21 protein-coding genes are annotated in these 26,469 nt (G+C 76.1%); 10 read left to right on the top strand and 11 right to left on the bottom strand.

Annotated elements, in window-relative coordinates:
• Positions 1 to 345 precede the first annotated feature (345 nt).
• Positions 346 to 1,371 carry an AraC family transcriptional regulator gene (locus tag Ae150APs1_RS00865; protein ID WP_010231405.1) on the bottom strand — a complete coding sequence of 342 codons (1,026 nt, stop codon included), beginning with the start codon at positions 1,369 to 1,371 and terminating at the stop codon, positions 346 to 348.
• 127 nt (positions 1,372 to 1,498) lie between these two features.
• On the opposite strand from Ae150APs1_RS00865, the gene Ae150APs1_RS00860 reads away from it, so the two are divergent.
• Genes Ae150APs1_RS00860 through Ae150APs1_RS00850 form a run of 3 tightly spaced genes read left to right on the top strand, consistent with a single transcriptional unit; the run spans position 1,499 to position 4,829 of the window.
• A complete protein-coding gene (locus tag Ae150APs1_RS00860) occupies positions 1,499 to 3,073 on the top strand; it encodes an NAD(P)/FAD-dependent oxidoreductase (RefSeq protein WP_010231407.1) in 1,575 nt (524 codons plus the stop codon).
• On the top strand, positions 3,070 to 3,933 hold the full coding sequence (locus Ae150APs1_RS00855) for an SDR family NAD(P)-dependent oxidoreductase (protein WP_075295100.1): 864 nt from the start codon (positions 3,070 to 3,072) through the stop codon (positions 3,931 to 3,933). Before Ae150APs1_RS00860 ends, Ae150APs1_RS00855 begins: the two co-directional genes overlap by 4 nt.
• Complete coding sequence (locus Ae150APs1_RS00850; RefSeq protein WP_075295098.1) at positions 3,930 to 4,829, top strand: alpha/beta fold hydrolase; 900 nt, start codon at positions 3,930 to 3,932, stop codon at positions 4,827 to 4,829. The genes Ae150APs1_RS00855 and Ae150APs1_RS00850 overlap by 4 nt, the downstream gene beginning before the upstream one ends.
• Here Ae150APs1_RS00850 and Ae150APs1_RS00845 read toward each other — a convergent pair.
• Positions 4,775 to 5,164 carry a polyketide cyclase gene (locus Ae150APs1_RS00845; protein WP_075295096.1) on the bottom strand — a complete coding sequence of 130 codons (390 nt, stop codon included), beginning with the start codon at positions 5,162 to 5,164 and terminating at the stop codon, positions 4,775 to 4,777. The genes Ae150APs1_RS00850 and Ae150APs1_RS00845 overlap by 55 nt on opposite strands.
• Positions 5,165 to 5,264: 100 nt before the next feature.
• Here Ae150APs1_RS00845 and Ae150APs1_RS00840 point away from each other — a divergent pair, with 100 nt between their 5' ends.
• Together Ae150APs1_RS00840 and mtnA are read left to right on the top strand one after the other, a co-directional pair.
• Positions 5,265 to 6,692: an SMP-30/gluconolactonase/LRE family protein gene (locus Ae150APs1_RS00840; protein WP_075295094.1), complete on the top strand. Its 1,428-nt coding sequence runs from the start codon at positions 5,265 to 5,267 to the stop codon at positions 6,690 to 6,692.
• Positions 6,693 to 6,748: 56 nt separating this feature from the next.
• Positions 6,749 to 7,792 (top strand): S-methyl-5-thioribose-1-phosphate isomerase, encoded by a 1,044-nt coding sequence (mtnA, locus tag Ae150APs1_RS00835; RefSeq protein WP_075295092.1) that lies wholly within the window; start codon positions 6,749 to 6,751, stop codon positions 7,790 to 7,792.
• Here mtnA and Ae150APs1_RS00830 read toward each other — a convergent pair.
• Positions 7,722 to 8,414 (bottom strand): class II aldolase/adducin family protein, encoded by a 693-nt coding sequence (locus Ae150APs1_RS00830; protein ID WP_075295090.1) that lies wholly within the window; start codon positions 8,412 to 8,414, stop codon positions 7,722 to 7,724. The genes mtnA and Ae150APs1_RS00830 overlap by 71 nt on opposite strands.
• Positions 8,415 to 8,467: 53 nt before the next feature.
• Here Ae150APs1_RS00830 and Ae150APs1_RS00825 point away from each other — a divergent pair, with 53 nt between their 5' ends.
• A complete protein-coding gene (locus Ae150APs1_RS00825; protein ID WP_075295088.1) occupies positions 8,468 to 10,123 on the top strand; it encodes an FAD-binding dehydrogenase in 1,656 nt (551 codons plus the stop codon).
• 171 nt (positions 10,124 to 10,294) lie between these two features.
• Positions 10,295 to 10,591, top strand: a complete 297-nt coding sequence (locus tag Ae150APs1_RS00820) for a hypothetical protein (protein WP_075295086.1) — start codon at positions 10,295 to 10,297, stop codon at positions 10,589 to 10,591.
• Between the two features lie 4 nt (positions 10,592 to 10,595).
• On the opposite strand, the gene Ae150APs1_RS00815 is transcribed toward Ae150APs1_RS00820, so the two are convergent.
• From Ae150APs1_RS00815 to Ae150APs1_RS00805, 3 genes are all read right to left on the bottom strand, one after another.
• The gene (locus tag Ae150APs1_RS00815; RefSeq protein ID WP_010236938.1) at positions 10,596 to 11,444 is read right to left on the bottom strand and encodes a CBS domain-containing protein; all 849 of its coding nucleotides are present in this window, start codon (positions 11,442 to 11,444) and stop codon (positions 10,596 to 10,598) included.
• Between the two features lie 49 nt (positions 11,445 to 11,493).
• Positions 11,494 to 14,964 carry a bifunctional proline dehydrogenase/L-glutamate gamma-semialdehyde dehydrogenase gene (locus Ae150APs1_RS00810; protein WP_075295084.1) on the bottom strand — a complete coding sequence of 1,157 codons (3,471 nt, stop codon included), beginning with the start codon at positions 14,962 to 14,964 and terminating at the stop codon, positions 11,494 to 11,496.
• A gap of 276 nt (positions 14,965 to 15,240) precedes the next feature.
• A complete protein-coding gene (locus tag Ae150APs1_RS00805) occupies positions 15,241 to 15,927 on the bottom strand; it encodes a maleylpyruvate isomerase N-terminal domain-containing protein (RefSeq protein WP_075295083.1) in 687 nt (228 codons plus the stop codon).
• 150 nt (positions 15,928 to 16,077) lie between these two features.
• Between Ae150APs1_RS00805 and Ae150APs1_RS00800 the strand changes: the two genes are divergently transcribed.
• The gene (locus Ae150APs1_RS00800; protein ID WP_075295082.1) at positions 16,078 to 16,644 is read left to right on the top strand and encodes a DUF4190 domain-containing protein; all 567 of its coding nucleotides are present in this window, start codon (positions 16,078 to 16,080) and stop codon (positions 16,642 to 16,644) included.
• Here the strand turns inward: Ae150APs1_RS00800 and Ae150APs1_RS00795 are convergent.
• Positions 16,641 to 17,798, bottom strand: coding sequence for an SGNH/GDSL hydrolase family protein (locus tag Ae150APs1_RS00795; protein WP_075301532.1), 1,158 nt, complete (start codon positions 17,796 to 17,798; stop codon positions 16,641 to 16,643). The two genes, Ae150APs1_RS00800 and Ae150APs1_RS00795, sit on opposite strands and share 4 nt — an antisense overlap.
• Before the next feature lie 111 nt (positions 17,799 to 17,909).
• Between Ae150APs1_RS00795 and Ae150APs1_RS00790 the strand changes: the two genes are divergently transcribed.
• Positions 17,910 to 18,683 carry a PIG-L deacetylase family protein gene (locus Ae150APs1_RS00790; RefSeq protein WP_249266164.1) on the top strand — a complete coding sequence of 258 codons (774 nt, stop codon included), beginning with the start codon at positions 17,910 to 17,912 and terminating at the stop codon, positions 18,681 to 18,683.
• A gap of 12 nt (positions 18,684 to 18,695) precedes the next feature.
• Here Ae150APs1_RS00790 and Ae150APs1_RS00785 read toward each other — a convergent pair whose 3' ends face one another.
• Together Ae150APs1_RS00785 and Ae150APs1_RS00780 are read right to left on the bottom strand one after the other, a co-directional pair.
• Positions 18,696 to 19,634: an ATP-binding protein gene (locus tag Ae150APs1_RS00785; protein ID WP_075295081.1), complete on the bottom strand. Its 939-nt coding sequence runs from the start codon at positions 19,632 to 19,634 to the stop codon at positions 18,696 to 18,698.
• Positions 19,631 to 20,515, bottom strand: a complete 885-nt coding sequence (locus Ae150APs1_RS00780; RefSeq protein WP_256385604.1) for an MEDS domain-containing protein — start codon at positions 20,513 to 20,515, stop codon at positions 19,631 to 19,633. Before Ae150APs1_RS00780 ends, Ae150APs1_RS00785 begins: the two co-directional genes overlap by 4 nt.
• Before the next feature lie 241 nt (positions 20,516 to 20,756).
• Between Ae150APs1_RS00780 and Ae150APs1_RS00775 the strand changes: the two genes are divergently transcribed.
• Positions 20,757 to 20,987 (top strand): hypothetical protein, encoded by a 231-nt coding sequence (locus Ae150APs1_RS00775; protein WP_083703806.1) that lies wholly within the window; start codon positions 20,757 to 20,759, stop codon positions 20,985 to 20,987.
• Here Ae150APs1_RS00775 and Ae150APs1_RS34140 read toward each other — a convergent pair.
• Complete coding sequence (locus Ae150APs1_RS34140; RefSeq protein WP_139316766.1) at positions 20,974 to 23,685, bottom strand: LuxR C-terminal-related transcriptional regulator; 2,712 nt, start codon at positions 23,683 to 23,685, stop codon at positions 20,974 to 20,976. The two genes, Ae150APs1_RS00775 and Ae150APs1_RS34140, sit on opposite strands and share 14 nt — an antisense overlap.
• Before the next feature lie 45 nt (positions 23,686 to 23,730).
• Positions 23,731 to 26,466: a benzoate 1,2-dioxygenase electron transfer component BenC gene (benC, locus tag Ae150APs1_RS00765; protein ID WP_075295078.1), complete on the bottom strand. Its 2,736-nt coding sequence runs from the start codon at positions 26,464 to 26,466 to the stop codon at positions 23,731 to 23,733.
• Positions 26,467 to 26,469 lie beyond the last annotated feature (3 nt).

Raw genomic sequence — 26,469 nt, 5'->3', positions numbered from 1 at the left:
AGTCCGCTCCGGCCCGGATCCGCCCAACGCGTGGGCGGAGGGGTGCCGATCGCCGCCTCCGATCGCCGGACTCGGCGGCCGGAGCGGGGCCGTTTCGCGGCGCCGGAACAACTCACTCGATTGCAGGACCGAAACCATTCATCGGTGTCGCGACGATTCGTCGACAGCAGACACCGTTCATTCGAACCCTATTCCGGCGTAGCCGGTGAAATGCGACGGAAGCGCCGGGAGTGGCGTCGGGGCCGAAAGGGAACACCGGTCGACCGGGGACCGTACGGCATTCTGCGGAGACCCGTCACGACGTCCCGCGGTTCTCAACCACCGGATTGACGACATCCGGGCGACTCAGCGCCCCGGGAGCACCGGTCCCGCCTTGCGCAGCGTCCGGGGCGGGACGCCGAACCAGCGCCGAGACGCCCGGGTCAGCGCGGACTGCTCGGCCAGCCCCACCATCGCGGCGATCTGGGTGAAGGGCAGGTCGGAGCGGGTGACGAGGCGCTCGGCGGTGTCCCGCCGTGCGTCGTCGACGATCTGCTCGAACGTGGTGTCCTCGGCGGCGAGGTGGCGCTGCAGGGTGCGCGGGTGCACCCGCAGCAGCCGTGCGACCGCGCCGATCCGGACCGGGCCCGTCCCGAGCGACCGGTCGACCGCCGTCCGGACCCGGTCGGTGACCCGGCGGTCCGGGCGGTCGAAGTGCGTCTCCAGGTACTCGATCGCGATGTCGCGGACGGCCTGGTCACCGTCGAGCGGCCGGCGCGGCAGGTCGGCGGGCACCCGGAGGACCGCGGTCGGCCGGTCGAACCGGACCTCTGCGCCGAAGAACTCGCGGTAACGCCGTTCGGAAGCGAGTGCCGGGTGCGGCAGGTGTACCGAGCGGAGCCCGTACCCGCCCCCCGACAGCAGCCCGATGATCCGGTGCAGCACGCCGACGCCGAGGTCGGCCACGTGCGGCGGGAGGCGCTCGGTGCTGCCGTACTCGACGCCGGTGACCCCCGCGACGTGCTCCGGGTCCGGCACGGCGGCGATGCGGAGCGCGGGACTGTGCACGTAGAGGTACTTCGAGGCGCAGTCGAGCGCGGCGCCCAGGGTCGGCGAGTTCTGGACGGCGACGGCGAGCGGCCCGAGGATCTCCGGCCCCTGCCGCTCGGCAAGGCGCAGGCCCAGGTCGCTGCAGTCCAGCTCCGCGGCCGCGGTCTCGAGGACGAGTGCGACCGCGCGGGTCGGGACGAGGGCGTCCGGGTCGGCACCGTCCACGGCCTCGGCCGGGATGTGGAACCGGTCGAGCATCGCGGCCCCGTCCCCGCCCAGCTCGTCGACCAGCCCGGGCAGGCCGCGCAGCGCTCTCGCCCGGGTGAGCGATCCCGTCCCCATGTCGTCCGAGGGTAAGTTGTTGTCGCGCACAGTCAAGTTACCCGCAGTAGGTTACGGGCAGAATCGACCGCAGCGAACACCATCACCGCAGACGGTGCACGAACAGCGCAGACAGGAGGCCGCTGGAATGACGCAGCCCACCGCGACGCCCGGGCCGGGCGCCACCGCCGGGCCCGAGCACCACGACGTGATCATCGTCGGTGCCGGTCTGTCCGGGATCGGTGCCGCCTGCCGGCTCCAGCAGGAGCTCCCCGGCAAGGACTACGCGATCCTCGAGGGCCGGGAGAACGTCGGCGGGACCTGGGACCTCTTCCGGTACCCGGGCATCCGCTCCGACTCGGACATGTTCACACTCGCCTACCCGTTCCGGCCCTGGCGCGAGCGCAAGTCCATCGCCGACGGCGCCGACATCCGGCGCTACATCGTCGACACCGCCCGCGAGTACGGCGCGCTGGACCGGATCCGGTTCGGCAACCGCGTCGTCGGCGCCTCCTGGGACTCCGCGGCCGCGCTCTGGACCGTGCGCACCGAGACCGCCGACGGCCCGCGCACCTACACCTGCGCGTTCCTGTTCATGTGCTCCGGCTACTACGACTACGACGCCGGCTACCAGCCCGAGTTCCCGGGCCGCGAGGACTTCGCCGGCACCTGGGTGCACCCGCAGTTCTGGCCCGAGGACCTCGACCACGCCGGGAAGAAGATCGTCGTCATCGGCTCCGGCGCCACCGCGGTGACGCTGATCCCGTCGCTGGCCGACCAGGCCGAGCACGTGACGATGCTGCAGCGCTCGCCGTCCTACCTGACGGTGCTGCCGAGCACCGACCCGATCGCCGACCGCCTGCGGAAGTACCTGCCCGCGAAGGTCGCGCACCACATCCTGCGGCTGCAGTACGTGACGCTGACCCAGGCGTTCTACCAGCTCGCCCGCCGCCGCCCGGAGCGCGTGAAGAAGGTCCTGCGCGGTCTCGCCCTGAAGTTCCTCAAGGACGAGTCCTACGTCGACCGGCACTTCACCCCCAGCTACGAACCGTGGGACCAGCGGCTGTGCGTGATCCCGGAGGGCGACTTCTTCAGATCCATCAACGCAGGGCGCGCCTCGGTCGTGACCGACCACATCGACCGGATCACCGAGAAGGGGATCCGGCTGCGCTCCGGTGAGGAGCTGCCCGCCGACGTCGTCGTCTCGGCGACCGGGCTGTCCCTGAAGCCGCTGGGCGGCATGACCATCCACGTCGACGGCGAGCAGGTCGACATCGGCAAGACGGTCACCTACCGCGGCCTGATGCTCTCCGGCGTGCCGAACCTGGCGTTCTGCATCGGCTACGTCAACGCGTCCTGGACGCTGCGGGCCGACCTCGTCGCCCGCTACGTGCCGCGCCTGCTCGGGATGATGGACCGCGAGCGCGTCGCCGTCGCGACCCCCGCGCCCACGGTCTCGCCGGACCGCCCCCTGCTGGACCTCGCGTCCGGCTACGTCAAGCGCTCCGAGCACCTCTTCCCGCGGCAGGGCCGCACGGACCCGTGGCGGCTGCGGCAGAACTTCTTCCTCGACGCCGTCGGGCTCGGCCGCGCCGACCTGAAGAAGGACATGCTGCTCACCCCGGCGTCCGCGGTCGGCGCCCGGTCCGCCGCGGTGCCCCGCCCGTCGGTCGCCGGCATCGCGGCCGACGCCCCCACCGAGACGCAGGAGGTGGCCTCGTGAGCCGCACCCCGTTCCGCTTCGCCGAGGGCACCGCCGTCGTCACCGGTGCCGCCGGTGGCATGGGCGAGCACGTGGCCCGGCTCCTCGCCGAACGCGGCAGCGACCTCGTCCTGGCCGACCGCGACGGCGACCGGCTCGAGACCGTCGCCACCGCGATCCGGGAGAGGCACCCCGGCCTGTCTGTGACGACCGAGACCGTCGACCTCGCCGACCGCGACGCCGTCGACGCGCTCGCCGGCCGGATCCGCGCCGGGCACCCGGAGGTCCGGCTGCTCGTCAACAACGCCGGCGTCGCGCTCGGCGGCGACTTCGCCCGGCTGACCCTCGACGAGTTCGACTGGGTCATGGACGTCAACTTCCGGGCACCGGTCCGGCTCACGCACGCCCTCCTCCCGGCGCTCACCGCACGCCCCGGCGCGCACGTCGTCAACGTGTCCAGCCTATTCGGCCTCATCGGGCCGCCCGGGCAGTCGGCCTACTCGTCGTCGAAGTACGCGCTGCGCGGCTTCTCCGAGGTCCTCCGTGCCGAGCTCGCGCAGGTCGGTGCCGGTGTCACCACGGTGCACCCCGGCGGCATCCGGACGAACATCGCGCGCTCGGCGCGGGTCGGGGTCAACATCCCCGCCGCGGAGGCGGAGAAGGGCCAGCGGGACTTCGACAAGCTGCTCACCTTCCCGGCCGACCGGGCCGCCGAGCTGATCGTCGAGGCGGTCGCGAAGCGCAGGCCCCGGCTGCTGATCGGTGCCAGCGCACGGATCCCGGACGCGCTGGCCCGGATCGCACCGGCGCACGGCATGACGCTCCTCTCCCGGCTGCTCGGCGCCTCCGCGCGACGGCCGGCGACGGCGGGTGCCCGGTGAGCGGGGACGCGCTGCCCGCCACCCGGCTCGTCGACGTCGGCGGCACCCGCATCCGGGTCCGTGAGTCCGGCGACCCCGCGGGCGAGCCGGTGCTGCTGCTGCACGGCATCGGGCGCAGCCTGGAGGACTGGGACGCCCAGCACGACCTGCTGTCCGGGTACCGGGTGCTCGCGGCCGACCTCGCCGGGTTCGGGCGCTCCGACCGGGTCCCGGGCCCGGCCACGATGGAGAAGCTCGCCGACACCGCCGTGGCGACCCTCGACGCGCTCGGCGAGACCCGCCCGGCGCACGTCATGGGCAACTCGCTGGGCGGCGCGGTCGCCCTGCTGATCTCGGTGCGGCGTCCCGAGCGGGTCGCGTCGCTGGTGCTCGCCGACCCGGCCGGGTTCGGATCCGAGGTGACACCGGCGCTGCGCATCCTCGGGGTGCCGGTGCTCGGCCGGTTCCTGATGGGCCGGTTCGACGAGCGCGCCGCCCGGCAGACCGAACGCTCGCTGTTCGTGGACCGGTCCCTGGTCACCGAGGATCGGGTGCGGCGCGGCCTGGAGATCGGGCGGCGGCCGGAGTTCGCGCAGACCTTCCTGGAGATCGCCACCGAGCTGGGCACGATCCGCGGTGTGCGGGCGGGCTGGCGCACGGCGCTGCTCGCGGCGGCCGCGCGGGCGCCCCGGCCGACCCTCGTCGTCTGGGGCGAGCGGGACGTCATCCTCCCGGTCGCGCATCTGCGGGCGGCGGCGCGGGCGCTGCCGCACGTCACGACGCACGTCTTCGGCCGGGTGGGGCACATGCCGCAGATCGAGGTGCCGGAGCGGTTCGCCGCGCTGGCCCGCGACCACCTCGCTCAGGCCGGGCGGCGGACCAGCATCTCCAGCGAGACGCGGGCCGGCACCGCGTAGGGCAGGACGACGGCGGCCGGCCCGTCCACCGTCAGCCAGGTGCGCGTCCCCCGCCCGGACGCCCGCACCCCGTGGCCGAGGGAGAGGCGCAGCGGGCCGGCCGCCACGTCCCACGCCCAGGTGCGGGCGTCCTCGTCGGCCGTGGTCACCGCGAACGCGACCCGGGTGCCCAGCGGGCCGCGGACGTGGCCGGTGGAGCCCGCCCGGATCCGCGGGTCCGAGCAGTCGACGCCGACGATGTAGGGCGCCCACTCCGGCCAGCGGGCCGGGACGGCGTAGCGCTCCCACACGTCGTCGGCGGGCTGCGGTCCGCGGGCGTGCAGCGTCAGGCGCATGCCCCGATCCTGACCCGGCGGGCGGTGCGGCGCAGCGGGAGCGGGCCCGGATGCCGGGCCCGCCGCGCGGCCCGGCCGTCCCGCCCGTAACGTCCGTATCATGCGGATCACGGCGCACGACCGGGCTCGGCGGCCCGGGCCCCCGACCCGTCCCTCCCGGCCGCTCCGGCACACCCGCCGCCGGCTCGCCGCACTCGCCTGCCTCCCCGTCGTCGCTGTCGTCGCTGCCTGCGGCACCGGCCCGAACCCGGTCACCAACGCCGTGTCGGGCAGCGAGGCACCGGTCGGCGCGGCCGCGGCGGATCTGGTCCCGGCGCAGGTCGCGGTGCCGGACGGGATGGCGACCGGGCCGTTCGACCAGCCCCGCGAGGCACTGGTCCCGCAGGGCTGGACCATGTCGGTGTTCGCCCGCGTCCCGAACGCCCGGCTCGCCGCGTGGACGCCCGACGGGAACCTGCTGGTGTCGGTCCCGGACGAGGGCCGGGTCCTGCTCCTCGACCCCTCGGGTGGGCAGCGCCCCCTGCTGGAGGGCCTCACCCAGCCGCACGGGCTGGCGTTCTCCCCGGACGGCGCGACGCTCTACGTCGCCGAGTCGGACCGGGTCGCGTCCTGGTCCTACGCCGGCGGCGCGGCGACCGGCGAGCAGGTCGTCGCCGACGGCCTGCCCGACGCCAACAGCCCCGACCTGCGCGGTGCCTACGGCCACGAGCTGAAGTCCGTCGCGGCCGGTCCGGACGGCGCGGTCTACGTGTCGATCGGCTCGACCGGGAACATCTCGGTGGAGGACCTCGACGCCACTCCGCCGCGGGCGTCGATCCTGCGGGTGCCGCCGGGTGGCGGGCCTGCCGAGCCGTTCGCCGTCGGCGTGCGGAACGGGACCGGGCTCGCGGTCGCTCCGGACGGCGCGGTGTGGTCGGCGGTCAACGCCCGCGACAACGTGCCCTACCCCTACGACCGGCCCTACGGCGACGCCACCGGTTCGTCGTTCGGCGAGGTGATCGACGAGTACGTGACCGCGCACCCGGCCGAGTCGCTCGCGAAGCTGACGCCGGGCCGGAACCTCGGCTGGCCGTACTGCAACCCGGAACCCGACACCGATCCCGGGGTGCAGGGCAGCGCGCAGGACTTCACCGACGTCCCGCAGGTCGCCGACGCCGAGATGAACCCGGGCGGCCGCGAGCTGGACTGCGCGTCGCTCGCACCGGTGGAGCAGGCGTTCCCGGCGCACTCGGCCCCGCTGGGCCTGGCCTTCACCTCCACGGCGCTCCCCGCCCCGTTCGGCGGCGGCGCGCTGGCCGGCGTGCACGGGTCGTGGAACGCCGACCCGCCGCGGGCGCCCGAGGTCGCGTTCTTCCCCTACGCCGAGGGCCGCATGGGACCGCAGCAGACGCTGGTCGGCGGGTTCCAGGACCCGTCGGGCGCGCGCTGGGGCCGCCCCGTCGCGGCCGTCACCGGCCCGGACGGCGCCGTCTACGTCACCGACGACGACGCCGGTGCCGTCTACCGCGTCGCCCCGCCCAGGCGCTGAGGCCGGGTACCGTCGCGAGGGGCGTCGGCACCGGCCCGGGGCCGGGAGGGGTACCGATGCGGATCGTGGACTGGGCGGACGAGAGCGACGGCGGACCGGCCGTCGTCCTGCTCGACCAGCGGGCGCTGCCGCACCACACCACCCACCTGCACCTGACCACCGTCGACGGCGTGATCGACGCCGTCCGCTCGCTCGCAGTGCGGGGAGCCCCGAGCCTGGGGCTGGCCGGTGCGTTCGGCGTCGCGCTGGCCGCCCACGTGCACGGGACCGCCACCCCGGTCGCCGTCGCCGCCGTACGGGCGGCGGCCGAGCGGATCGCGACGGCCCGGCCGACCGCGGTGCCGCTCTCGCTCGGGGTCCGGCGGGCACTGGGCGCGCTCGACGGCGGCGCCACGGCGGTGCTGGCCGAGGCGCGCGCGGCCGCCGGCGACAACGCCCGCACCAACGCGGCCGCGGCCGGCCGCGCCGCCGACCTGCTGCAGGAGCGGTGCCCGGACCGGCCGCTCCGTGCCCTGACCGTCTGCAACACCGGACCGCTCGCCACCGGCGCCGTCGGCACCGCCCTCGGCGCGATCCTGCGGCTGCACGAGCGCGGTGCGCTCGCCGAGGTGCTGGCCTGCGAGACGCGGCCGCTGCTGCAGGGCGCCCGGCTGACGGTCTGGGAGCTCGCGCGGGCCGGGGTGCCGCACCGGCTGTGCGTCGACTCCGCCGGGCCCGCCGCGATCGCAGGCGGCCTCGTCGACGTCGTGCTCGCCGGGGCCGACCGGATCGCCGCGAACGGCGACGTCGCGAACAAGATCGGCACCTACATGCTGGCCTGCGCCGCGGCCCGCGCCGGTGTCCCGTTCGTGGTCGTGGCACCGGAGGAGACCGTCGACCCGGGGACCCCGACCGGTGACGGGATCGTCGTCGAGGAGCGCGACGCGGCCGAGGTCCGCGGGCACGGCGGGGCGCTGGTCACGCTGCCCGGCACCCCCGTCTACAACCCGGCGTTCGACGTGACCCCGCACGACCTCGTGACGGCGGTGGTCACCGAGTCCCGGGTGTGGTCGCCCGCACCCGCCGCTTCTGCGCTGCGAACCGCCGTACCGCCTCGCTGATCTCCGCGGCGGACAGCAGCCGGGGCTCGCCGACGGCGCGGGCGCGCAGCCACACCTCGCAGAGCCATTCGAGCTGGCGCGCGCCGTCGTAGGCGGCGCCGAGCGTGTCGCCGAGGAGGAGCGTGCCGTGGTTGCCGAGCACGACCGCGGTGGAGTCCCCCAGCGCGGCGACGGCGTTCGCGACGAGCTCGTCGCTCCCGAACGGCGCGTACCCGGCGACCCGCACCGACCCGCCGAACATGGCGAGCTGGTAGTGCACCGGGGGGACCTCGTCCACGAGCAGCGACGTCGCGACCGCCGCCGGCGAGTGGGTGTGCACGACCGCGGTGGTGCCGGGGCGGGCGTGCGCGGCCAGGTGCAGCGCGAGCTCGCTGGTCGGCTCGCGGTCCCCGGCGGCGACCGTGCCGGCGTCGTCGACCAGCACGACGTCGGCCGGGGCCATCGTCTCGTAGTCCACCCCGGACGGTGTGACGGCGATCAGGTCGCCGGTGCGTAGCGACAGGTTGCCCGACGTGCCGACGACCAGGCCGTCGCGCACCATCCGGCGCGACCAGGTGCAGAGGGACTCGCGGGCGGCGGTGTGATCGGCCGGGGAGGGATGCGGGGTCACGGCGTCCAGCATGCCCGGCGGATCCGCCCTACCCGTGGGTAGCTCCGATCGTGCAGGATCGCGCCATGGACGCCGATGTCATCGTGGTCGGGGCCGGGCTGGTCGCCGACGCCGAGATCGCCGACGCCGGGCGCTCGGTGATCGTGCTGGACCAGGAGCCGGAGCAGAACCTGGGAGGCCAGGCGTTCTGGTCGCTCGGCGGGCTGTTCCTGGTGGACACCCCCGAGCAGCGGCGCACCGGGATCCGGGACTCGGCCGACCTGGCGCTGTCGGACTGGCTGGGGTCGGCCGCGTTCGACCGGGGCGTCGACGACCCGTCCGGCGAGGACTTCTGGGCCCGCCAGTGGGCCACGGCCTACGTGCACTTCGCGGCCGGTGAGAAGCGGGCGTGGCTGCACGAGCAGGGGGTGCGGTGGCTGCCGGTCGTCGGCTGGGCCGAGCGCGGCGGGCACCTCGCCGACGGGCACGGCAACTCCGTCCCCCGCTTCCACCTGACCTGGGGCACCGGGCCGGGTGTGCTGGAGCCGTTCGTCCGGCGGGTCCGCGCGCCCGCCGACGCCGGCCGCGTCACGCTGCGGTTCCGGCACCGGGTGGACGAGCTCGCCCTCACCGACGGGGTCGTCGAGGGGGTGCACGGCGCCGTGCTCGCCCCGGACGGTGCCGAGCGGGGCGCCGCGACCAACCGGGACGTGATCGGCGAGTTCACCGTCCGCGCGGGGGCGGTGCTCGTCACCTCCGGCGGGATCGGCGGGGACCACGACCTCGTGCGGGCGAGCTGGCCCGACCGGCTGGGGACGCCGCCGTCGCACATGGTGTCCGGGGTGCCCGCGCACGTCGACGGCCGCATGCTCGCGATCACCGGGCGGAGCGGCGGGCGGATCGTGAACTCCGACCGGATGTGGCACTACACCGAGGGCGTGCAGAACCACTCCCCGGTCTGGGAGAACCACGGCATCCGGATCATCCCCGGTCCGTCGTCGCTGTGGCTCGACGCCACCGGACGGCGGCTGCCGGCGCCGAACTTCCCCGGCTTCGACACCCGCGGCACCCTCGGGGCGCTGCGCGCGACGGGGTACGAGCACTCCTGGTTCGTCCTGACCCGGAAGATCATCGAGAAGGAGTTCGCGCTCTCCGGGTCCGAGCAGAACCCCGACGTCACCGGCAAGGACGTGCGCGCCACGCTCGGCCGGGTCCGGCCCGGCGCGGCCGCGCCGGTCGAGGCCTTCATGGAACGTGGGGCGGACTTCGTCGTCGCCAGCACCCTCGACGAGCTCGTCGCCGGGATGAACCGCCTCACCGGCGGCACCCCCGAGCTCGACGTCGACGCGATCCGCCGTCAGGTGGTGGCCCGCGACCGGCAGATGGACCACGCCTTCACCAAGGACCTGCAGGTCATGGCGATCCACAACGCGCGCCGCACGCTCGGTGAGAAGCTCGCCCGCACGGCGCCGCCGCACCGGCTGCTCGACCCGGCCGCCGGGCCGCTGATCGCCGTCCGGATGCACGTGCTCACCCGCAAGACCCTCGGCGGGCTGCAGACCGACCTCTCCGGCCGGGTCCTCGACGGCGGCGGCTCGCCGGTACCGGGGCTGTGGGCGGCAGGCGAGGTCGCCGGGTTCGGCGGGGGCGGGGTACACGGCTACCGGTCGCTGGAGGGGACGTTCCTCGGCGGCTGCCTGTTCTCCGGGCGCGAGGCGGGGCGGGCGATCGCGCTCGGGTAGGCGGCTCGACCCCTCCGGGTGTCACCCGACCAGGTCGGCCGCGACACGCGGGGGCGGGCCGCGGGTCAGACTCGACGGACCGGCCGCGGCCGGAGGCGGGCGGCGGTCGCTCCCCGCGGTGCAGCCGATGCCACCGATCGCGCCCCTCCGGGCGCAGGAAGCAGGACCGCCGTGCAGAGTCTCGTCCGCGCCGTGACCGTCACCGTGCTCGTCCTCGGCCTCGGGGCCGCGGGTGCCGGGATCGCCGCCGCCCAGCCGGCCCCGCCCGACCCGCCGCTCACCCCGGCCGACGAGCGTGCGCAGCTCGCGTGCGTACAGCAGTACCTCGACCTGACGGCCCTGCCGCAGCAGGCGCTGCAGGACCCGGCCGCGTTCTCGCTGACCGTCGCCGACGCCGCGGAGAAGTGCCACGACGTCCGCGCCCCCGCGGCGCCCACGGTGCCCACGGCGCCGCTCCCGGCCGGCTGAGCGGTCAGAGCAGGTCGCTGCGGCTGATCACACCGACCAGGACGCCGTCGTCGTCGACGACCGGGATCACCCGGAAGCCGCGCTCGGCGAGCAGCTGCTCGGCGTCCGCCAGCGGGTCGCCGGGGTGCACGGTCTCGACGTCGTAGGTCATCACCCCGGCGACCGTGCTGGCCCGGGTGCGGCGCCCGCCGTAGGTGGAGCCCGCCATCAGATCGGCCTCGGAGACGACGCCGAGCAACCGGTCGTCGTCGTCCACGACCGGGACGGCGGTGTACCGGTAGGACAGCAGCACCTCGGCGGCCTCGTCGAGCGCGAGGCCGGGCGGGACGGCGACCAGCCCGCCGTCGGTCATGACGTCGGAGACCCGCAGCGAGGAGACCGGCCGCCCGCCGACCCGGCCCGCGCCCCGGGGTGCCATCGCCTCGGGCAGCGGGCCGCTGATCCCGGCGCCGCCGAACAGGCGGGCCGCCTTCCGGAACATCCCGCCCTCGCGGCGGGCCCGCAGCAGGTCGCTGCGGGTGATCACCCCGAGCAGCCCGCCCCGCTGGACGACGGGGACCAGGCGCAGCTCGCCGTAGACCCGCATCCGGTGCGCCACGATGGACACCGAGGTGGTGGCCTGCACGGTCACGACCTGCTCGGTCATGGCGTCACCGACCGTCGCGTTCGGATCGTCCCGGTGCCGCAGGACGTCGACGAGGCTGATCACGCCGACCAGCGAGAACCGCCGGTCGACCACGGGCAGGGCGGAGAAGCGGGCCTCCGCCATCCGCTCCTGGGCGCGGGACAGGGGTGCGTCGGCCCACACGGTGACGACACGTTCGGTCATGACGTCCCGCGCTCGCAGCACCATGCAACGACCGTAACCCCGGTGCGGGCCCGCAGGGAGCGCCCGGCCCGGATCAGCGGCGTTCGATGTGGCCGAACCGGTGCCGGGTGCGGCTGATCGCCTGCTCACGCAGGACGGTGAGCAGCTCGCGGCGCCCGTCGGTGAGCACCGGGGCGTCCACGATCGACGCCCCGGCCCCTGCCGCAGCGCCGCGCAGCGCGGCGGGCACCTCGCCGAGCGCGCGGATCCGCTCGCCGGGAACGGGTTCCAGGTGCTGCCCGTCGTGGACGCCGCCGGGCAGCGGACCGCCCGGGACGGCGGGCCCGTGCAGCCGTACCGGGACACCCGCCGTCGCCGCGGCGAGCAGCACCCGCAGGACGTCGGCGCGGGTGGTGCCGGCGCCCGCCCAGACGGTGAGCGCGGGCAGCGGCCGGTAGCGGAACACGTTCGACTCGGCGGCCAGACCGGTCGGGTCGTGCTCCACGGCGAACTCGTCCCGCCAGGCGACGGCGTCCGACGCGGCCGCACGACGCAGCCGGTCCCGCTCCGCCGGGTCCAGGCCGGACGCCGCGGCGAGCACCCGCCGGGCCGCCCGCCCGGGCGTCGCGTCCCCGGCATGCGCCTCGGCCGGGGCCGGCGCGGGGCCGTCGTGCCAGGTCCCGAACTGGGCGACGTAGTTCGGCCCGCCCGGCTTCGCACCCGGGCCGAGCACCGACCCCTTCCACCCGCCGAACGACTGCCGCTGCACGACCGCGCCCGTGATGTGCCGGTTCACGTAGGCGTTGCCGACCTCGGCGCGGGCACACCAGTGCGCGATCTCGTCCTCGTCCAGGGAGTGGATGCCGCCGGTGAGACCGAAGCCGGTGCCGTTCTGGAACGCGATGGCCTCGTCGAGGTCACGGGCCGCCATGAGGCCGAGCACCGGGCCGAAGCACTCGGTGCGGTGGAACCAGCTGCCCGGCGCCACCCAGGCCCGGACACCCGGGGACCACAGGCGCTCGCCGAGCCGCCGCGGCGCGACCAGCCACCGCTCCCCCGGCTCCAGCGTCGTCAGCGCACGGTGCAGCTTCTCCGACGGCTCGTCGACGAGCGGCCCCGTCGTCGAGCCGAGGTCGGTCCCGGGGCCGACGTGCAGGCTCCGGACGGCGTCGACGAGCTGGCGGCGCAGCCGTCGCCCCGTCGCCGAGCCGGTCGCGGCCGGGCCCACCAGGATCCCCAGCGAGGCCGCCGAGCACTTCTGCCCGGCGTGCCCGAACGCGGAGCGGACGAGATCGGCGACGGCCAGGTCGGGGTCGGCCGCCGGGGTGATCACCAGCGCGTTCTTGCCGCTGGTCTCGGCGACCAGGTTCAGGTCCGGCCGCCACGACCGGAAGAGGGCGGCCGTCTCGGACGCGCCGGTCAGGACCACCCGGTCGACCCCGGGGTGGGTGACCAGCCGCCGTCCCGCGTCGCCCTCGTCGGCCGGGAGCAGCTGCAGTGCGTCGGCCGGGACACCGCCGCGGTGCAGCGCGGCGACCCCGGCCTCGGCGCACGCCCGCACCTGCGGGGCGGGCTTGAGCAGGACGGGCGCGCCCGCCGCCAGCGCCGCCAGGCAACCACCGAGCGGGATCGCGACCGGGAAGTTCCACGGCGGGGTCACCGCGACGACCCGGTCCGGGGTGAAGGGGGCACCGGCGAGCTCGGCGGCGCGCTCGGCGTAGTACGCGGCGAAGTCGACGGCCTCGGAGATCTCGGGGGCGGCCTCGGCGACGGTCTTGCCGCCCTCGGCGATCATGACGGCGAGCAGCGTCCCGCGGGCGGCGGCCAGTGCCCGTGCGGCGCGGCGCAGGACCGCGGCCCGCTCCGCGGCGGGCACGTCGCGCCAGCCGGAGGCCGCGGCCCGGCGCACGGCGGCGTCGACCTCGCCGGGGTCGGTGACGACCGGGACCCGCGGCACCGCGACGGCACCGCCGGCCGCGGTCGTGGCGGCCTGCCGGGCCCACACCCGGTTCGCGGGCAGGGACGGGTCGGTGTCGGGCTCGTTCCGGAAGCCCGGTGGGACGGGTGCGTCGCCCACCGGCCCGTCCTTCCCGACGGGGGCCTCCACCGTCCGGTCCTGGGTGCGGCGCGGGGTGTCGGCGACCGTGTCGCGGTCGCGGACCGAGGCGAGGAACCGGTCCCGGTACGACGCCGGGCCGGCGTCCGGGGAGAACAGCGCGTAGAGGTAGCCCTCCGGTGACGCGTTCTCCTCGAGCCTCCGGACCAGGTACGACACCGCGGTGTCGAAGTCGCCGCGGTGCACGACGGGTGTGTAGAGCACCAGCTTCGACCCCGGCCCGGACTCCGGCAGGTCCCCCGCGACGGCGCGGGCGAACGCCGGGGCCATGCCCTGCAGCATCTCCAGGTCGAGCTGGGCGCGGGCGCCGCGGGCGTCGGCCAGCTCGAGCGCGAGGGCCACGTGGTGCAGGTGGTGCGACGCGACGCCCAGGCGCAGCGGGTGCCGTCCCCCGGCCGCGGCGCCGCCCGGGACCCGGTGCCCGCCGATCGCGCGGTCGAGCAGCCGGACGTAGTTGGCGTCGACCTCGGCCTTCGTCCCGTACGGCGCCTGCGCCCAGTCGTGGACGCCGGCGTCGACCCGCTCCATGGCGAGGTTCGCGCCCTTCACGAGGCGCACCTTGACCGGTGCCCCGCCACCGGCGGCGCGGCGGGCCGCGAACTCCCCCAGCTCGTCGAGCGCGGCGACCGAGTCGGGCAGGTAGGCCTGCAGCACGATCCCGGCGGGCAGGTCGCGGAACTCCGGGCGGGACAGCAGCGTCGTGAACAGCGCGACGGTCAGGTGGAGGTCCTTGTACTCCTCCATGTCGAGGTTCACGAAGACGCCGTGGTCGCGGGCCGCGCGGTAGAGCGGCAGCAGCCGCTGCACGAGCCGGTCCCGGCTCCCCGCCAGGTCCCAGGGGACCAGCTGGGACGCGACCGACGACGCCTTCACCGACACGTGGTCGACCCCCGGGCGGCGCAGCAGGGCGATGGTCCGCTCGAGGCGCCGGTCGGCCTCGGCCTCGCCGAGCACCGCCTCGCCGAGCAGGTTCAGGTTGAGCCGGTGCCCGTCCGCCTCGGCGGCCGCGAGCCGTCCCGCCAGGGACCGCCCGCCCGCGTCGACGACGAGGTGCCCGACCAGACTGCGCAGCCGCACCCGCGCGGCGGGGACGACGACGTGCGGCAGCGCCGTCGCCAGCCGGCCGCCGGCGCGCAGCAGCAGCCGGTCGAGCCCTCCGACGAACGACGGCAGGTCCGCCCCGGCTCCGGCGAGCCGGGCCAGCTCGCGGGCGGCGACCCGGTCGTCGGCCGGGCGGGCGACCCGGTCCACGAAGCGCAGCGTGAAGTCGACCCCGGCGGGGTCGTGCATCAGGGCGGCCAGCCGCGCCGTCGGGTCCGGGGACGCCGACCGGCCGTGGCCCACGGGATCGGTGCCGGTGCGCTCGGTCCAGCGGCGCACGCGCTCGACGGCGCGCCCGGTCAGCGCGTCGTCGAGCGCGGGGACGGGGTGGGTGGGGTGCACGCTCACACCGCACAGTCTGGACCCCGTGTCAGGATCGTGTCACGTCACGGTCCTGACACGCCCCTCCGTGTCGCGTTCCGCGGAACGCAGGATCTCGCCGAGATGCAGCTCAGCGTCGTCGGATGATCGACAATTCGCGCTGAGCTGCATCTCGGCGAGGGGCGGACGCGTGGCGCGGGGCGCGCGCGGCGCGGCGTGGCACGAGCGGCACGGCGCGGCGCGGCACGAGCGGCACGAGCGGCGCGGAGCCGGCGGGGCGGGGTGGCGCGGGTCAGGGTTCGGTCAGGACTCGGTCAGGTCCCGGTCCGGGAGCGACCCGAGCAGGGCGAACGCGCCGAGGTACGGCTCGACGTCGCCGCGCTCGGTCCAGGAGCGCAGCTGCGCCGCGGACCGGTGGGTGACCAGGGCCCTCGCCAGCTCGAAGTCGGTCGTGCGGATCGCGACCGCCGCATCCGTCTCGTCGCCGCGGGAGACCCAGCACCAGCCGTCACCGATCAGCGCGATCGGCGGGAGGTCACCGACCCCGCCCCCGAAGCGGCCGGCGAACTTCTCGCGCAGCGCGTGCAGACCGGGGGTGTGCTGGGCGCCCGGCTCCCCGAGCGCGCCGCGCAGGTCCTGCTCGTGGATGATCACGTCGCCGAGCGGGCGGGTCGTGTGCGCCGCCATCCACTCCCGCACCGGCCCGGTCAGCGACTCCCACTCGGCGACCAGCGTCGCGACGTCGTGGTCACGGCGCTGCGCCACCTGGCGGGCCGTCCACGCCTCGTTGTGGTCGTCGGGCTCGTCGCCGCGCACGACGTCCGCCCCCAGGCCGACCATGTGCGAGAGCAGGTCCCGCACCGTCCAGTCCGGGCACGCCGGGACCCGCTGCTCCGACCGGGACGGGGGCAGGTCCCGCACCAGGTCGATCACCCGGCGCTGCGCCCGGGTCCACTCCTCGATCTCGTCGATTCCGCTCACGAGGGGCATCCCACCACCGTCCGGTGCAGGGCGCAGGCGCGCCGGAGGGCGTTTGTCCTGGACCCGGCCCCCGGCTGCCGGGATCATCGCCCGCAACACCGTCAGCAGCACGGCCCGGGCAGGGTGCCTCCCGCCCGGGGCCGGTCGGGAAGGACCTCCGTGAGCAGCCCACCGCCGTACCCGGGTCAGCCGGGCGACCCGCAGGACCCGCAGCAGCAGGGAGCGTCCGAGCAACCCACCGAGCAGTACGGCCGGCAGCAGTACGGGCAGGGGTACGCCGAGCACGGCGCGTACCCGGACCGGACGGCCTACGGACCGGGGCCCGGCTACGGCCCGGGCGGACCGGCCGCCCCTCCGCGCAACGGCGTCGGGATCGCCGCGCTGGTGCTCGGCATCCTCGCCGTGCTCAGCGGCATCTTCCTGATCGGCGGGCTGCTCGGCCTCGTGGCGATCGGGCTGGGCATCCTCGGCATCGTCCGCGCGTCGAAGGGCGTCGCGAACAACCGCGGGGTCGCGATCACCGGGCTCGTGCTCGGCATCGTCGGGCTGCTGCTCGCGATCGTCGTGGCCGTGCTGCTCGTGTTCTCGTTCAACGTGTTCAACAGCGTGGACCAGGGCCAGCTGATGCAGTGCGTGCAGCAGTCCGGTGGGGACCAGTCCGCGGTCGACCAGTGTGTGCGGGAGCTCGAGGACCGGTTCCAGAACCAGGTCGACCAGATCAACTAGACCGGGGCGAACGCGCCGCCCGGGCCGAACACGGCCCGGGCGAACCGCTCCCCCATCCGTTCGTGCGTCGCGGCGTCGGGGTGCAGGCGGTCGGGCAGCGGCAGCTCGGTGGCGTCGGCCTCGCCGTACAGCTCGCGGCCGTCGAGGTGGCCGAGGTTCGGGTCCTCGGGCACCCGGGCCGCGACCAGACCGGCCAGCTGCTCCCGGACCACCTGCAGGGTCAGCCGGCCCGCGGCGACGTCGGCCGGGTCGCCGGTGGCACGGAACCGCAGCGTGCCGTCGGTGACGTCCGGTGCCAGCGGGCCCGGGGTCTCCTCGTGGATCGGGCACAGCACCGGCGAGACGACCAGCAGCGGAGTGTCCGGGTGGCCGTCGCGGATCGTGTCGAGGAACCCGTGCACCGCGGGGCCGAACGCACGCACCCGCATCAGGTCCGCGCCGACCACGTTGATGCCGATCTTGACGCTGATCAGGTCGGCCGGGGTGTCGCGGATCGCCCTGGCGACGAACGGGTCGAGCAGGCACGCCCCGGAGAACCCTAGGTTCAGCAGCTCGACGCCCGCGGAGCGCGCCGCCAGCGCCGGCCAGGTCGTGCTCGCCCCGGCGGCGTTCGAGCCCTGGCTGATGGAGCTGCCGTGATGCAGCCACACCGGCCGGTCCCCCGCGGGCACCGCCGTGACCGGGGCGTCGGTGCGCAGCGCGACGACCTCGGTCATCTCGTTGTGCGGCAGCCAGATCTCGACCAGCGCCGGCCGGCCGGGCAGCGGGAACCGGACGGTGCCGGGCGGGCCGTCGGTCGTTTCCGCCGCACCCGTCGCGGGGTCGATCATGTGCAGCCGCCCGCCGGTGGTCGGCGCGGAGCCGGCGGGGACCCCGTCGACCAGCAGGTCGTAGGCCCCATCCGGACGCAACGGCGCACCGGCCAGCCCCACCCGGGTGCGCACCGTCTCCAGCTCGACGACGGTCGCGGCGGTCCGGAACACCACCCGGACCCCGGACGGCTGGGACTCGGCACCGGCCAGCTGCGGATCGGTGTTCCGGGCCCGCGCGGCCGGGGGCAGGCGGTGCGGGACCAGCCCGGCCGGGCCGGGCGTGGAGTCGAGGGCGCCGTGGAGTAGGCCGGCGTCGACCGGCGTGGTGATCGAGGGGAGCACGACCCCACCCTGCCGCGCCGGCGCCCGGTCCGCCGCCCGTTTCTCCGGCGCGCCGCACCCGCGGCAGGGATCCGCGGTGCCGCCCGGCGCCGTGTGCCCGATCATGTCGGGGTGACCGACGACGAGCAGCGCACCGCCACCGACGACCGCAGCCACACCCGGATCGAACGCGCCCTGGTGATCGCCGCCCATCCCGACGACATCGACTTCTCGTGCAGCGGCACGGTCGCCGTCTGGACCGACGCCGGTGTCGCGGTGACCTACTGCCTGGTCACCGACGGCGACGCAGGCGGGTTCGACCCCGACGTCGCCCGCTCCGACATCGCCGGGATCCGGCAGGCCGAGCAGCGCAAGGCGGCGGCCGCCGTCGGCGTCACCGACCTGGTGTTCCTCGGCTACCCCGACGGACGGCTCACCGTCACCCTGGAGCTGCGCCGCGACCTGGCGCGGGTGATCCGGCGGACCCGCCCGGACCGCGTCGTCGTGCAGCCGCCGGTCCGTGACCTCGGGAACATGTACGGCAGCCACCCCGACCACACCGCGACCGGTGAGGCGTCGATGTGCGCGGTGTACCCGGACGCGCGGAACCCCTACGCGTTCCCGGAGCTGGCCGCCGACGGGTTCGAGGCGCACACGGTGCCGGAGGTGTGGGTGCTGGGCGGCGGGTCGGACGACGCGGCGTCGGCGCGGCGCGTCGACGTCCATGTCGACATCACCGCCACGGTCGATCGCAAGATCGCGGCGCTGCGCGCGCACGAGAGCCAGACCGCGCACATGACCGAGCTGGACGACATGATCGCCCGGTGGGCCGGGTCGCAGGCCAGGGCCGCCGGGTTCCCGCACGGCGCGCTGGTCGAGTCGTTCCGGGTGCTCGACACCCGCTGACCGGGGTGCGGCTTAGGCCGCGGCGCGGACCCGGACGTGCGTGCCGCCGTCGTCGCTCCAGACGTGCAGCAGGTCGCAGAGCTGGCGGGCGATCCAGATCCCGCGGCCGTGCGGCGCGCGCGGGTCGGGCGGTGCGAGGCCGGGGAGCGGGTCGTCGAGCCGGCCCGTGTCGTGCACCTCGCAGACGACCTCGCCGGGCGGCGTCCAGATCATCAGCCGGGCGGTGCCGGGCCCGTGGTGCACCGCGTTGGTGGCGATCTCGTTGACGGCGACGGTCACGTCCTCCGAGCGTGCCTGCGGGAACCCCTGCCCGCGCAGGGCCCCGTCGACGGCGGACCGGACCTCGCGCAGCCGGACCGCGTCGAACGGCAGGTCCGTCACCGGCGGTCCCATCTCGGCCGGGACGGGGGCGGGACGGTCGGTGAGCAGGCTCCGCGGGTCCCGGTGCGCGGACGACCCGACGACGGCGCCGTCGCGGTCCTCGAGCGGGTGCGCGGCCCTGGCCGCCGCGGCGACCGGCGCCGCGACCTCCTGCGGGAACCAGCAGAGCAGCTGCACCGGCAGGTCGGCCAGCGCGACCTCGGCGGCGGCCTCGACCTCGGTCCAGTAGGCGCCGCCGGGGCCGGCGTGACCGGCAGCGTGCTCGGACACCACGGTGACCGGGCCGGTCTCGACCACCCGCTCGCGCAGGACCCGCGCCGCCCGGGCCACCTGGGTCTGACCGGACGGGCCGTCCGGACCGGTGTCGCGGGGCAACCGGAGGAGCCCGGCGACGGCGTCGGCGCCCAGCTCGGCGGCGACCCGCCCGCGCAACGCCACCTCGGTCGACGGCCGCAGCTCCACGGCCACCGAGCCGCCGCCGCGCAGGGTGGCCAGCACCGTGTCACCGAGCCGCGCGTGCAGGTCCTCCTCACCGGAGTACCAGCACAGGACGTGCCGCAGACCGCTCATCCCGGCGCCCCGCCCGCCAGTTCGAGGGCGTCGGCGGTGCGGAGCGGGCTACGCTCCCCGATCCCGACGTCGAGCCGGCTCGCGAAGCCCGCACCGCACCGGTCGAGCAGCCGCGCCACCCCGGGCCGGACGTTCTCCAGGCGCAGCCGCAGCGTCGCCGGGAGTTCCTCGGCCGCGTGCACCACGCTGACCGCGGCGGCGACGTCGCAGAAGCGCAGCGACCCGAGATCGGCGACGACGGTGTCGGCCTCGATCTCGCCGCGCACCATCCGGTCCAGGACCCGGCCCAGCACCCGGCGAACCTGCGGCCGGTTGCCGTGGTCGACCTCGCCGGCGAGGCGCAGGTGCGCCGGGCCGAGCTCGGTGATCCGCAGCAGCGTGTCGTCCAGCAGCGGGGTCCCGCCGATCTCGGCGTCGTGCACCGAGCGCATGTGGGCGATCAGGTCGTCGGGGTAGCGGAGGTGGTCGTAGACGCACAGCGCGTGCACCGGACGGCCCCGGACCGCGTCGGCGAGGACGCGGTCGTACTCGTCGAGCGCCTGCCCGCCCGGGCGGCGCAGGCCGTGGTCCATCTGGCCGGTGAACCGCAGGCCCGCCCAGCCGTCGTCGACGGCGGCCTGCATGTTGTGCTCCAGCACGCCGCCGAGCTCGTCGAGCGGGGCGAGCAGTGCGGCCCGGGTGAACTCGCCGGGCACGAGCTGGAACTGCCCGCTGCGCAGCGGCCCGCGGACGTCGACGCCGTCCTCGTCCATCCGGGCGAGCACGCCGTCGGCGGTGTCGTCGTCGAAGTAGGCGACGCGCTCGCCCCGGGCCAGCCCGGTCGTGAGGAACTCCGACACCGACTCGCAGAGCTGCTCGTCGCTCACCGGAACGGTGAGCACGTGTGACGACGGGTCGTCCACGACCGGTCCAGCCGTCACTCGCCACCCCCCGTTGCGGTACTCGTCACACGACCAGGTGTGACGTGCCGGGCACGATAGGTGACGCCGGTGATCGTCGCGAGCCGGAGCCGCCCGCCCCTTGCGACAGGCACGACGAGGCGTAGAGTTAGCCGGACCGAACTTCGCTGTTCGGGACGTGCACACCGCGTCGATCAGGCGCGTCGATCAGGAGGTGGTCAGCATGTTCCGTGCCGCCCCGTCGCCCGACCGGACGGCAGGCCGGGTCGCACTGCGCCCGGTCCTCCTGGCCGGGCTGCTGATGGTGCTGCTCGCCGCCGCCACGATCGTCTCGGTGACCACCGCCCCCGCCCCGGTGACGCTGCTGCTCGCCGCGGCCGCGCTCTCCGTCCGCCCGCTGGTCGTGCTGCACCACCGCCGCGCCGCCGGTCGGCCCGCGCTCATCCGCCGCTGAGGCGCCCCGCCAGCTCCGCCCTGGACCGCACGCCGACCTTGGCGTAGATGCGGGTCAGGTGGTACTGGACGGTCTTGACCGACACCTGCAGCTCGGCCGCCGCCTCCCGGTTCGTGCGTCCCCCGGTGACGAGGTCGGCGACCGCCCGCTCCTGCGGCGTCAGGTCGGCGGGTCCCCGCTCGGCGCGGGCGCCCGCGTGCACCCCGCCCGCCTTGAGCTCCCGGTCGCAGCGCCGCACGTAGACCGTCGCGCCGAGGCCCGCCCACATCTCCCGGGACGCCGACAGCATCGCGTCGGCGTCCCGGCGCTTGCCGGCCCGCCGCAGCGTCTGGCCGTAGGCGAACCGGACGCGGGCGCGGTCGTAGCGGTGCGGCAGCCAGTCCGCCACGCGCAACGCCTCCTCGAACGCCGGCCACGCCGCGTCGTGCTCGCCGCGGGCACCGAGCAGCCGGCCCCGCGCGTACCCGAGCCGGGCGAGCGTCGAACGGTGGCCCCGGACCGCGGCGCGGCGCTCGTGCGGCCGCAGGAACTCCTCGGCCGCGTCGAGGTCGCCGGTGACGACCAGGGCGTTCGCGTACATGTCGGTCCACGGCCACCAACCCGGCTCGTCGGTGCTGCCGGTGCCGGCGGACCGGTGCAGCGGCTCCAGCGCCCGCAGCACGGCGGCGTAGTCGGCGCGGACCTCGGCCAGCTGGGCGCGTGCCAGCAGGGCCGGGACCCGGGCGACCTCGTACTCCGAGCTGCCCGCCTCCGCGGCCAGTGCGGCCCGCTCCGCACGCTCCGGCTCGTCGCGCAGCGCGTGCACCTGGGCGGCCGTCCACTCGATCAGCGGCGTGACCAGGGCGATGCCGGTCCGTCCGGCGAGCTCGCGGCCCTGCCCGGCGGCCCGGAGCGCCCCGTCCCAGTCACCGGCGAGGAACCGGGTCCGGGCGAGCCAGGCCAGCGCCCACAGCGAGATCCGGGACGAGCCGCCGAGCACCGTCGTCGGGACGGCGCTCTCCAGGTCGGCCCGGGCCCGGCCCAGGTCGTCCTGCAGCAGGTGCAGCCAGCCCCGGCCCATCGTGACGCGCTGGGCCTGCGCGCCGTGCCGGACCCGGTCCGACACCGCCTCGTACGCGGCGCGGGCCTCGTCGGGGCGGCCCGCGGCGGACAGTCCGAGCCCGCGGATCGCCGCCGCCTCCACCGCGTGCGGGGTGTCGGGGCCGGCCAGCGCGATCGTGCGGTCCGCCCAGGTCACCAGCTCCTCGCCCCGGCCACGGGCCAGCGCGTACAGCACGTAGCGCTGCGCGACGAGCGCCGCGACGGCGCGGTCGGTCCCTCCGGTCCCGGCCTGCTCCCAGGCCCGTCCGAGCCCGGCCGACGCGGTGTCGGCCTGCCCGCGCAGCACCGCCAGGTAGCCGAGCACCGCGCCCCGCAGCGGCGTCTCCCGGGTGGCCTCCACGACCGGGACGAGTGCCTCCGCCGACCGGCACTCCCCCGCCCCGACCAGCGCGTCCACCGCCCGGACCAGGCGTTCCTCGCGCAATCGGCGCTCGGTCGTCAGTCGCGACGCCTCGGTGAGCAGCGCAGCGACCGTGCTCCATGCACCGGCCCCGGCCTCCTCGCCGGCCCGGGTGTCGAGCTCGGCCGCCAGGCCGTCGTCGCGGCCGGGGACGCTGCCGGCCAGCAGGGTCAGCCGCCGGGTCGGGTCGTCGACGAACTCGCCGGCCCGGCGGCGCAGCGCGGCGACGACGTCGGGCCCGAGCAGGTCGAGCACGGCGGCGCGCACCATCGGATCGGCCGGCGCCGCCGCCGGGCCCCACCGGCTCCCCGCCCGGGCGACGAGCCCGGCCCGCGCGCTCTCCGCCAACGCCGCGAGGACGGCGCCGGGGTCCCCGGTGACCGCCCCGATCTCGTCGGGCTCGGCGGGCCGGTCCAGGACGGCGACCACGTCGAGGAGCGCCCGCGCGGGCCCGGACAGCGCGGCCCGGCGCTGCGCCACGGACGTGGCGACCTCCGGTGGGGCGGGCAGCCGGGCGTGCGGGTCGGACCAGGCGTGCGGGGGCAGCTCCGCCAGCAGGGCGAGCACGTGGCGGGGGCGGCCCCCGGTGTGCCGGGCCAGCCGGTCGGCTCCGGCGACGTCGAGCGGGACGCCGTGGGCGGTGGCGATCGCGCCGACCGCGGTCGCGTCCAGCGGGCGCAACGCGATCTCGGTGGTGGCGACCCGCCGGAGGAGGTCGGCGACGCCGGGGCCCGCGTCGGCCGGGCGTGCGGCCAGCACGACCGTCACGTCGAGCCCGGGGTGGTGCCCGGTCAGGGTGGACAGCACCTGCAGCGACCACGGGTCGGCCTCGTGCGCGTCGTCGACGAGCAGCAGCGTCCGGGCCCCGGCACCGCACGCGCCGGCGACCGCCTCCGCCGCGGCGAACGCGTCCGTCCCCGGCACCGCGACGCCAGGCACGAGCTGGGCCAGGACGCCGCCGGCCCGGCCCGCCTCCCAGGACGCGCCGCGGGCCCGGTGGACCGGTCCGTCGTGCCCGTCGGCGACGGCACGGACGAGCGCCGACGTGCCGGCGCCCGCCGGGCCCGTGACCAGCACGGCGCACGGGCCGGCCCCGGTGAGCAGGCCGCGCAGCCGCGCGATCTCGTCCGCCCGCCCGGCGAGGCCGGCGGCGTCACCGGGGCCGGCGGGGTCCGCACCGGCGCCGGGGTCACCCACGGCGCGCACCGTACCCGGCACCGCCCGGCGGGCGGGCCGCTGCGCTCACCCCTGGTCGCCCCCGGCGACCGGGAGCACCGTCCCGGTGATGTAGGACGCCTCCGGCGAGGCCAGGAACGTGATGGCCGCGGCCTGCTCGTCGAGCGTGCCGTACCGCTTGAGCAGCGACGACTCAATGGTCTGCTCGACGATCGTGGCGTACCAGTCCTGCTCCTGCGCGGACTGCGGCGCCGGTCCCCGGGGGATCCGCCGGGGCGGCGCGTCCGTCCCGCCGGGTGCGGTGGCGAGCACCCGGACGCCGTGCGGGGCCAGCTCCGCCGCGAGCGCGGAGGTGATCGCGTTGACCCCGCCCTTGGCCGCCGCGTACGGCACCCGGTTGAGCCCGCGGGTGGCGACCGAGGAGACGTTGACGATCGTGCCCGCGCCCTGTTCCACCATCTGCGGGGCGACCGCGCGGCAGCACCACAGGGTGGGCATGAGCGAGCGGTCGATCTCCGCGCGGATCTGTTCCGGCGGGTAGTGGTGGTAGGGCTTGGCCCAGATCGTCCCGCCGACGGTGTGGACGGCGACGTCGATCCGGCCGTACCGGCGCAGCGCGGCGGCGACGACGGCGTCGGCACCCTCCCACTGCTCCAGGTCCGCGGTCACCGCCTCGGCGCCGAGCTCGTCGGCGACCGTCGTGACCTGCTCGGACCGGTCGGCGAGGACGAGCGCCCCGCCCTCGGCGCCGATCCGCCGGGCGACGGCCTCCCCGATACCCTGCGCCGCCCCGGTGACCAGCACGACGAGGCCGTCGAACCGGCCCGGCGCGACGAACCGCGGCCGGCGGGCCCGGGCGGCGTCGTGCATGGCGCGCCGCATGGTGGCCTGCGAGTTCCGGGCGTGCGCCGACACCAGCCGGCGCGCCTCCGACCGGTCACCGGCCTCGATCGCGGAGACGATGTCGAGGTGGTCCTGCGCGCAGTCCGGGTGGCACCAGACCGCCGACCGCAGCGTCTCCGCCATCGCCCCCTTCACGCCCAGCGCCTGGTAGGCGCGGAGCAGGTGGTCGTTGCCGGTGCGGGTGAACAGGTAGTCGTGGAACGCGGCGTTGCTCTCGGTGTAGGCGTGCGCGTCGGTGAACCGCTGCGCCTCGCGGTCGACGTAGGGCACGGTCGCCTCGGCCAGCAGCCGGTACCCGGCGATCTCCCGGCCGGACAGCCTGCCGAGCACCAGCTCCAGGGCGCCGAGCTCGAGGGCCCGGCGGGCGTCGAAGATCGCGTCCGACGAGTGGATGTCCGGGTGTTCCTCGCCGATCTCGTAGCCGTCGCCCGCGACGGTGCCGGTCGGGGCCGGGTCCGGCGCCGGGACGGGGGCGGCGAGGGGTGCGGCGAGGGGGGCGAGGTCGTGCGGCGGGAGCACCGGCATCGACTGGATCCCGCGGGCGCCCTCGGGGGCGACGAGCAGGGCGGCGGCGTCGTCCAGCCCGTCCTGCGGGGTGGCGGTGGCGGCCAGGGGCGGGGTGTGCAGCGGCTCCGGCTCGACGAACCGGGTCAGTGGCCGGCCGAGGACCGCGCGGCCCTCTCGCCCGTCGAGGGTCAGGAGGTCGTCGGCCGCCGAGGGAACCGGCTGCGGCGGGGCCGCGGCCTCGGTGCCGGGTGCGGTGGCGGACTCGGTGGCGGACTCGGTGGCGGGTGAACGGTCCGTGGTCGTGGCGACCGCGTCGGCGGCGGGGTCCGGCCCGGTGACCGCCGCCCCTGCGGCCGGGGCCCCGTCCGGCACCGCGGCCAGCGCGAACTTCTCGTAGTAGAAGCCGGTCGGTGCCAGCTCCCGCTCGCGCAGGTCCCCGCGGACCGCCTCGACCATCGCGGGCGGACCGCACAGGTACACCGCGCCGCTGCCGTCGTGCAGGTGGTCGCGGCCGAACAGCGCGGTCACGTACCCCTGGTTCGGCGCCGACGTCGCGGGATCGGCCACACAGTAGTCCCAGGTCAGACCGGTCTTCCCGGCCAGCTCGCGCACGGTCTCCAGCTCGACGACGTCGTCGTCGGTGGTCACCCCGTACACGAGGTGCACCGGGCGGGTGCTCCCCCGGTCGCGCAGCGTCCGCAGGATGGACAGGATCGGCGCCAGGCCGGTGCCCCCGGCGAGCAGGAGCAGCGGCGCGTCGGACTCGCGCAGGAAGAAGCTGCCGTGCGGCCCGGTGAAGGACACCGCGTCCCCGACGGCGGCGCGGTGCTCCAGCCAGTCCGACATCACCCCGCCCGGGGTGAGCTTCACCAGGAAGGTGAGCGCCTCGTCGTCCGGCCCGGAGGAGAACGAGTACGAGCGGTGGACGTCCGTGCCGGGCACGGCGATGTTGACGTACTGGCCGGGCAGGAACGCGAGCCTCGCCCGGTCGCGGACCTCGACGGTGAGCCGCACCGTCGTCGGCGAGAGCCAGTCGAGGGCGGTGATCCGGCCGTCGTGGGTGGCGGCGGAGGTCCTCGCGACCGCCGAGGTCGTCGGGATCTGCACGACCAGGTCGGACCGTGGCCGCGCCTGGCAGGCCAGCAGGTAGCCCTCGTCGGCCTCGTCGCCGGACAGCGCGTCCTCGATGTAGGACCCGCGGTCGTACGCGCCGGACTCGCAGAACGCCTTGCAGGTCCCGCAGGCGCCGTCGGAGCAGTCGACCGGGATGTTGATCCGGGACCGGTAGGACGCGTCGGCGACCGACTGGTCCTCCCGGCAGTTCACGAAGCGGGTCACACCGTCCTCGAAGGCCAGTGCCACCCGGTGCGTCCGAGTTTCCGTCGTGGTCATGTC

This window comes from Pseudonocardia sp. Ae150A_Ps1 (assembly GCF_001932315.1).
Lineage (GTDB): Bacteria > Actinomycetota > Actinomycetes > Mycobacteriales > Pseudonocardiaceae > Pseudonocardia.
This window is presented reverse-complemented; position numbering and strand designations above follow the sequence as displayed.

Coding starts and splice junctions, on each gene's coding strand:
- Ae150APs1_RS00865 (WP_010231405.1), bottom strand. CDS start 1,371: ATGGGGACGGGATCGCTCACCCGGGCGAGAGCGCTGCGCGGCCTGCCC.
- Ae150APs1_RS00860 (WP_010231407.1), top strand. CDS start 1,499: ATGACGCAGCCCACCGCGACGCCCGGGCCGGGCGCCACCGCCGGGCCC.
- Ae150APs1_RS00845 (WP_075295096.1), bottom strand. CDS start 5,164: ATGCGCCTGACGCTGCACGCCCGCGGACCGCAGCCCGCCGACGACGTG.
- Ae150APs1_RS00840 (WP_075295094.1), top strand. CDS start 5,265: ATGCGGATCACGGCGCACGACCGGGCTCGGCGGCCCGGGCCCCCGACC.
- mtnA (WP_075295092.1), top strand. CDS start 6,749: ATGCGGATCGTGGACTGGGCGGACGAGAGCGACGGCGGACCGGCCGTC.
- Ae150APs1_RS00830 (WP_075295090.1), bottom strand. CDS start 8,414: ATGCTGGACGCCGTGACCCCGCATCCCTCCCCGGCCGATCACACCGCC.
- Ae150APs1_RS00825 (WP_075295088.1), top strand. CDS start 8,468: ATGGACGCCGATGTCATCGTGGTCGGGGCCGGGCTGGTCGCCGACGCC.
- Ae150APs1_RS00815 (WP_010236938.1), bottom strand. CDS start 11,444: ATGGTGCTGCGAGCGCGGGACGTCATGACCGAACGTGTCGTCACCGTG.
- Ae150APs1_RS00805 (WP_075295083.1), bottom strand. CDS start 15,927: ATGCCCCTCGTGAGCGGAATCGACGAGATCGAGGAGTGGACCCGGGCG.
- Ae150APs1_RS00785 (WP_075295081.1), bottom strand. CDS start 19,634: ATGAGCGGTCTGCGGCACGTCCTGTGCTGGTACTCCGGTGAGGAGGAC.
- Ae150APs1_RS00775 (WP_083703806.1), top strand. CDS start 20,757: ATGTTCCGTGCCGCCCCGTCGCCCGACCGGACGGCAGGCCGGGTCGCA.
- benC (WP_075295078.1), bottom strand. CDS start 26,466: ATGACCACGACGGAAACTCGGACGCACCGGGTGGCACTGGCCTTCGAG.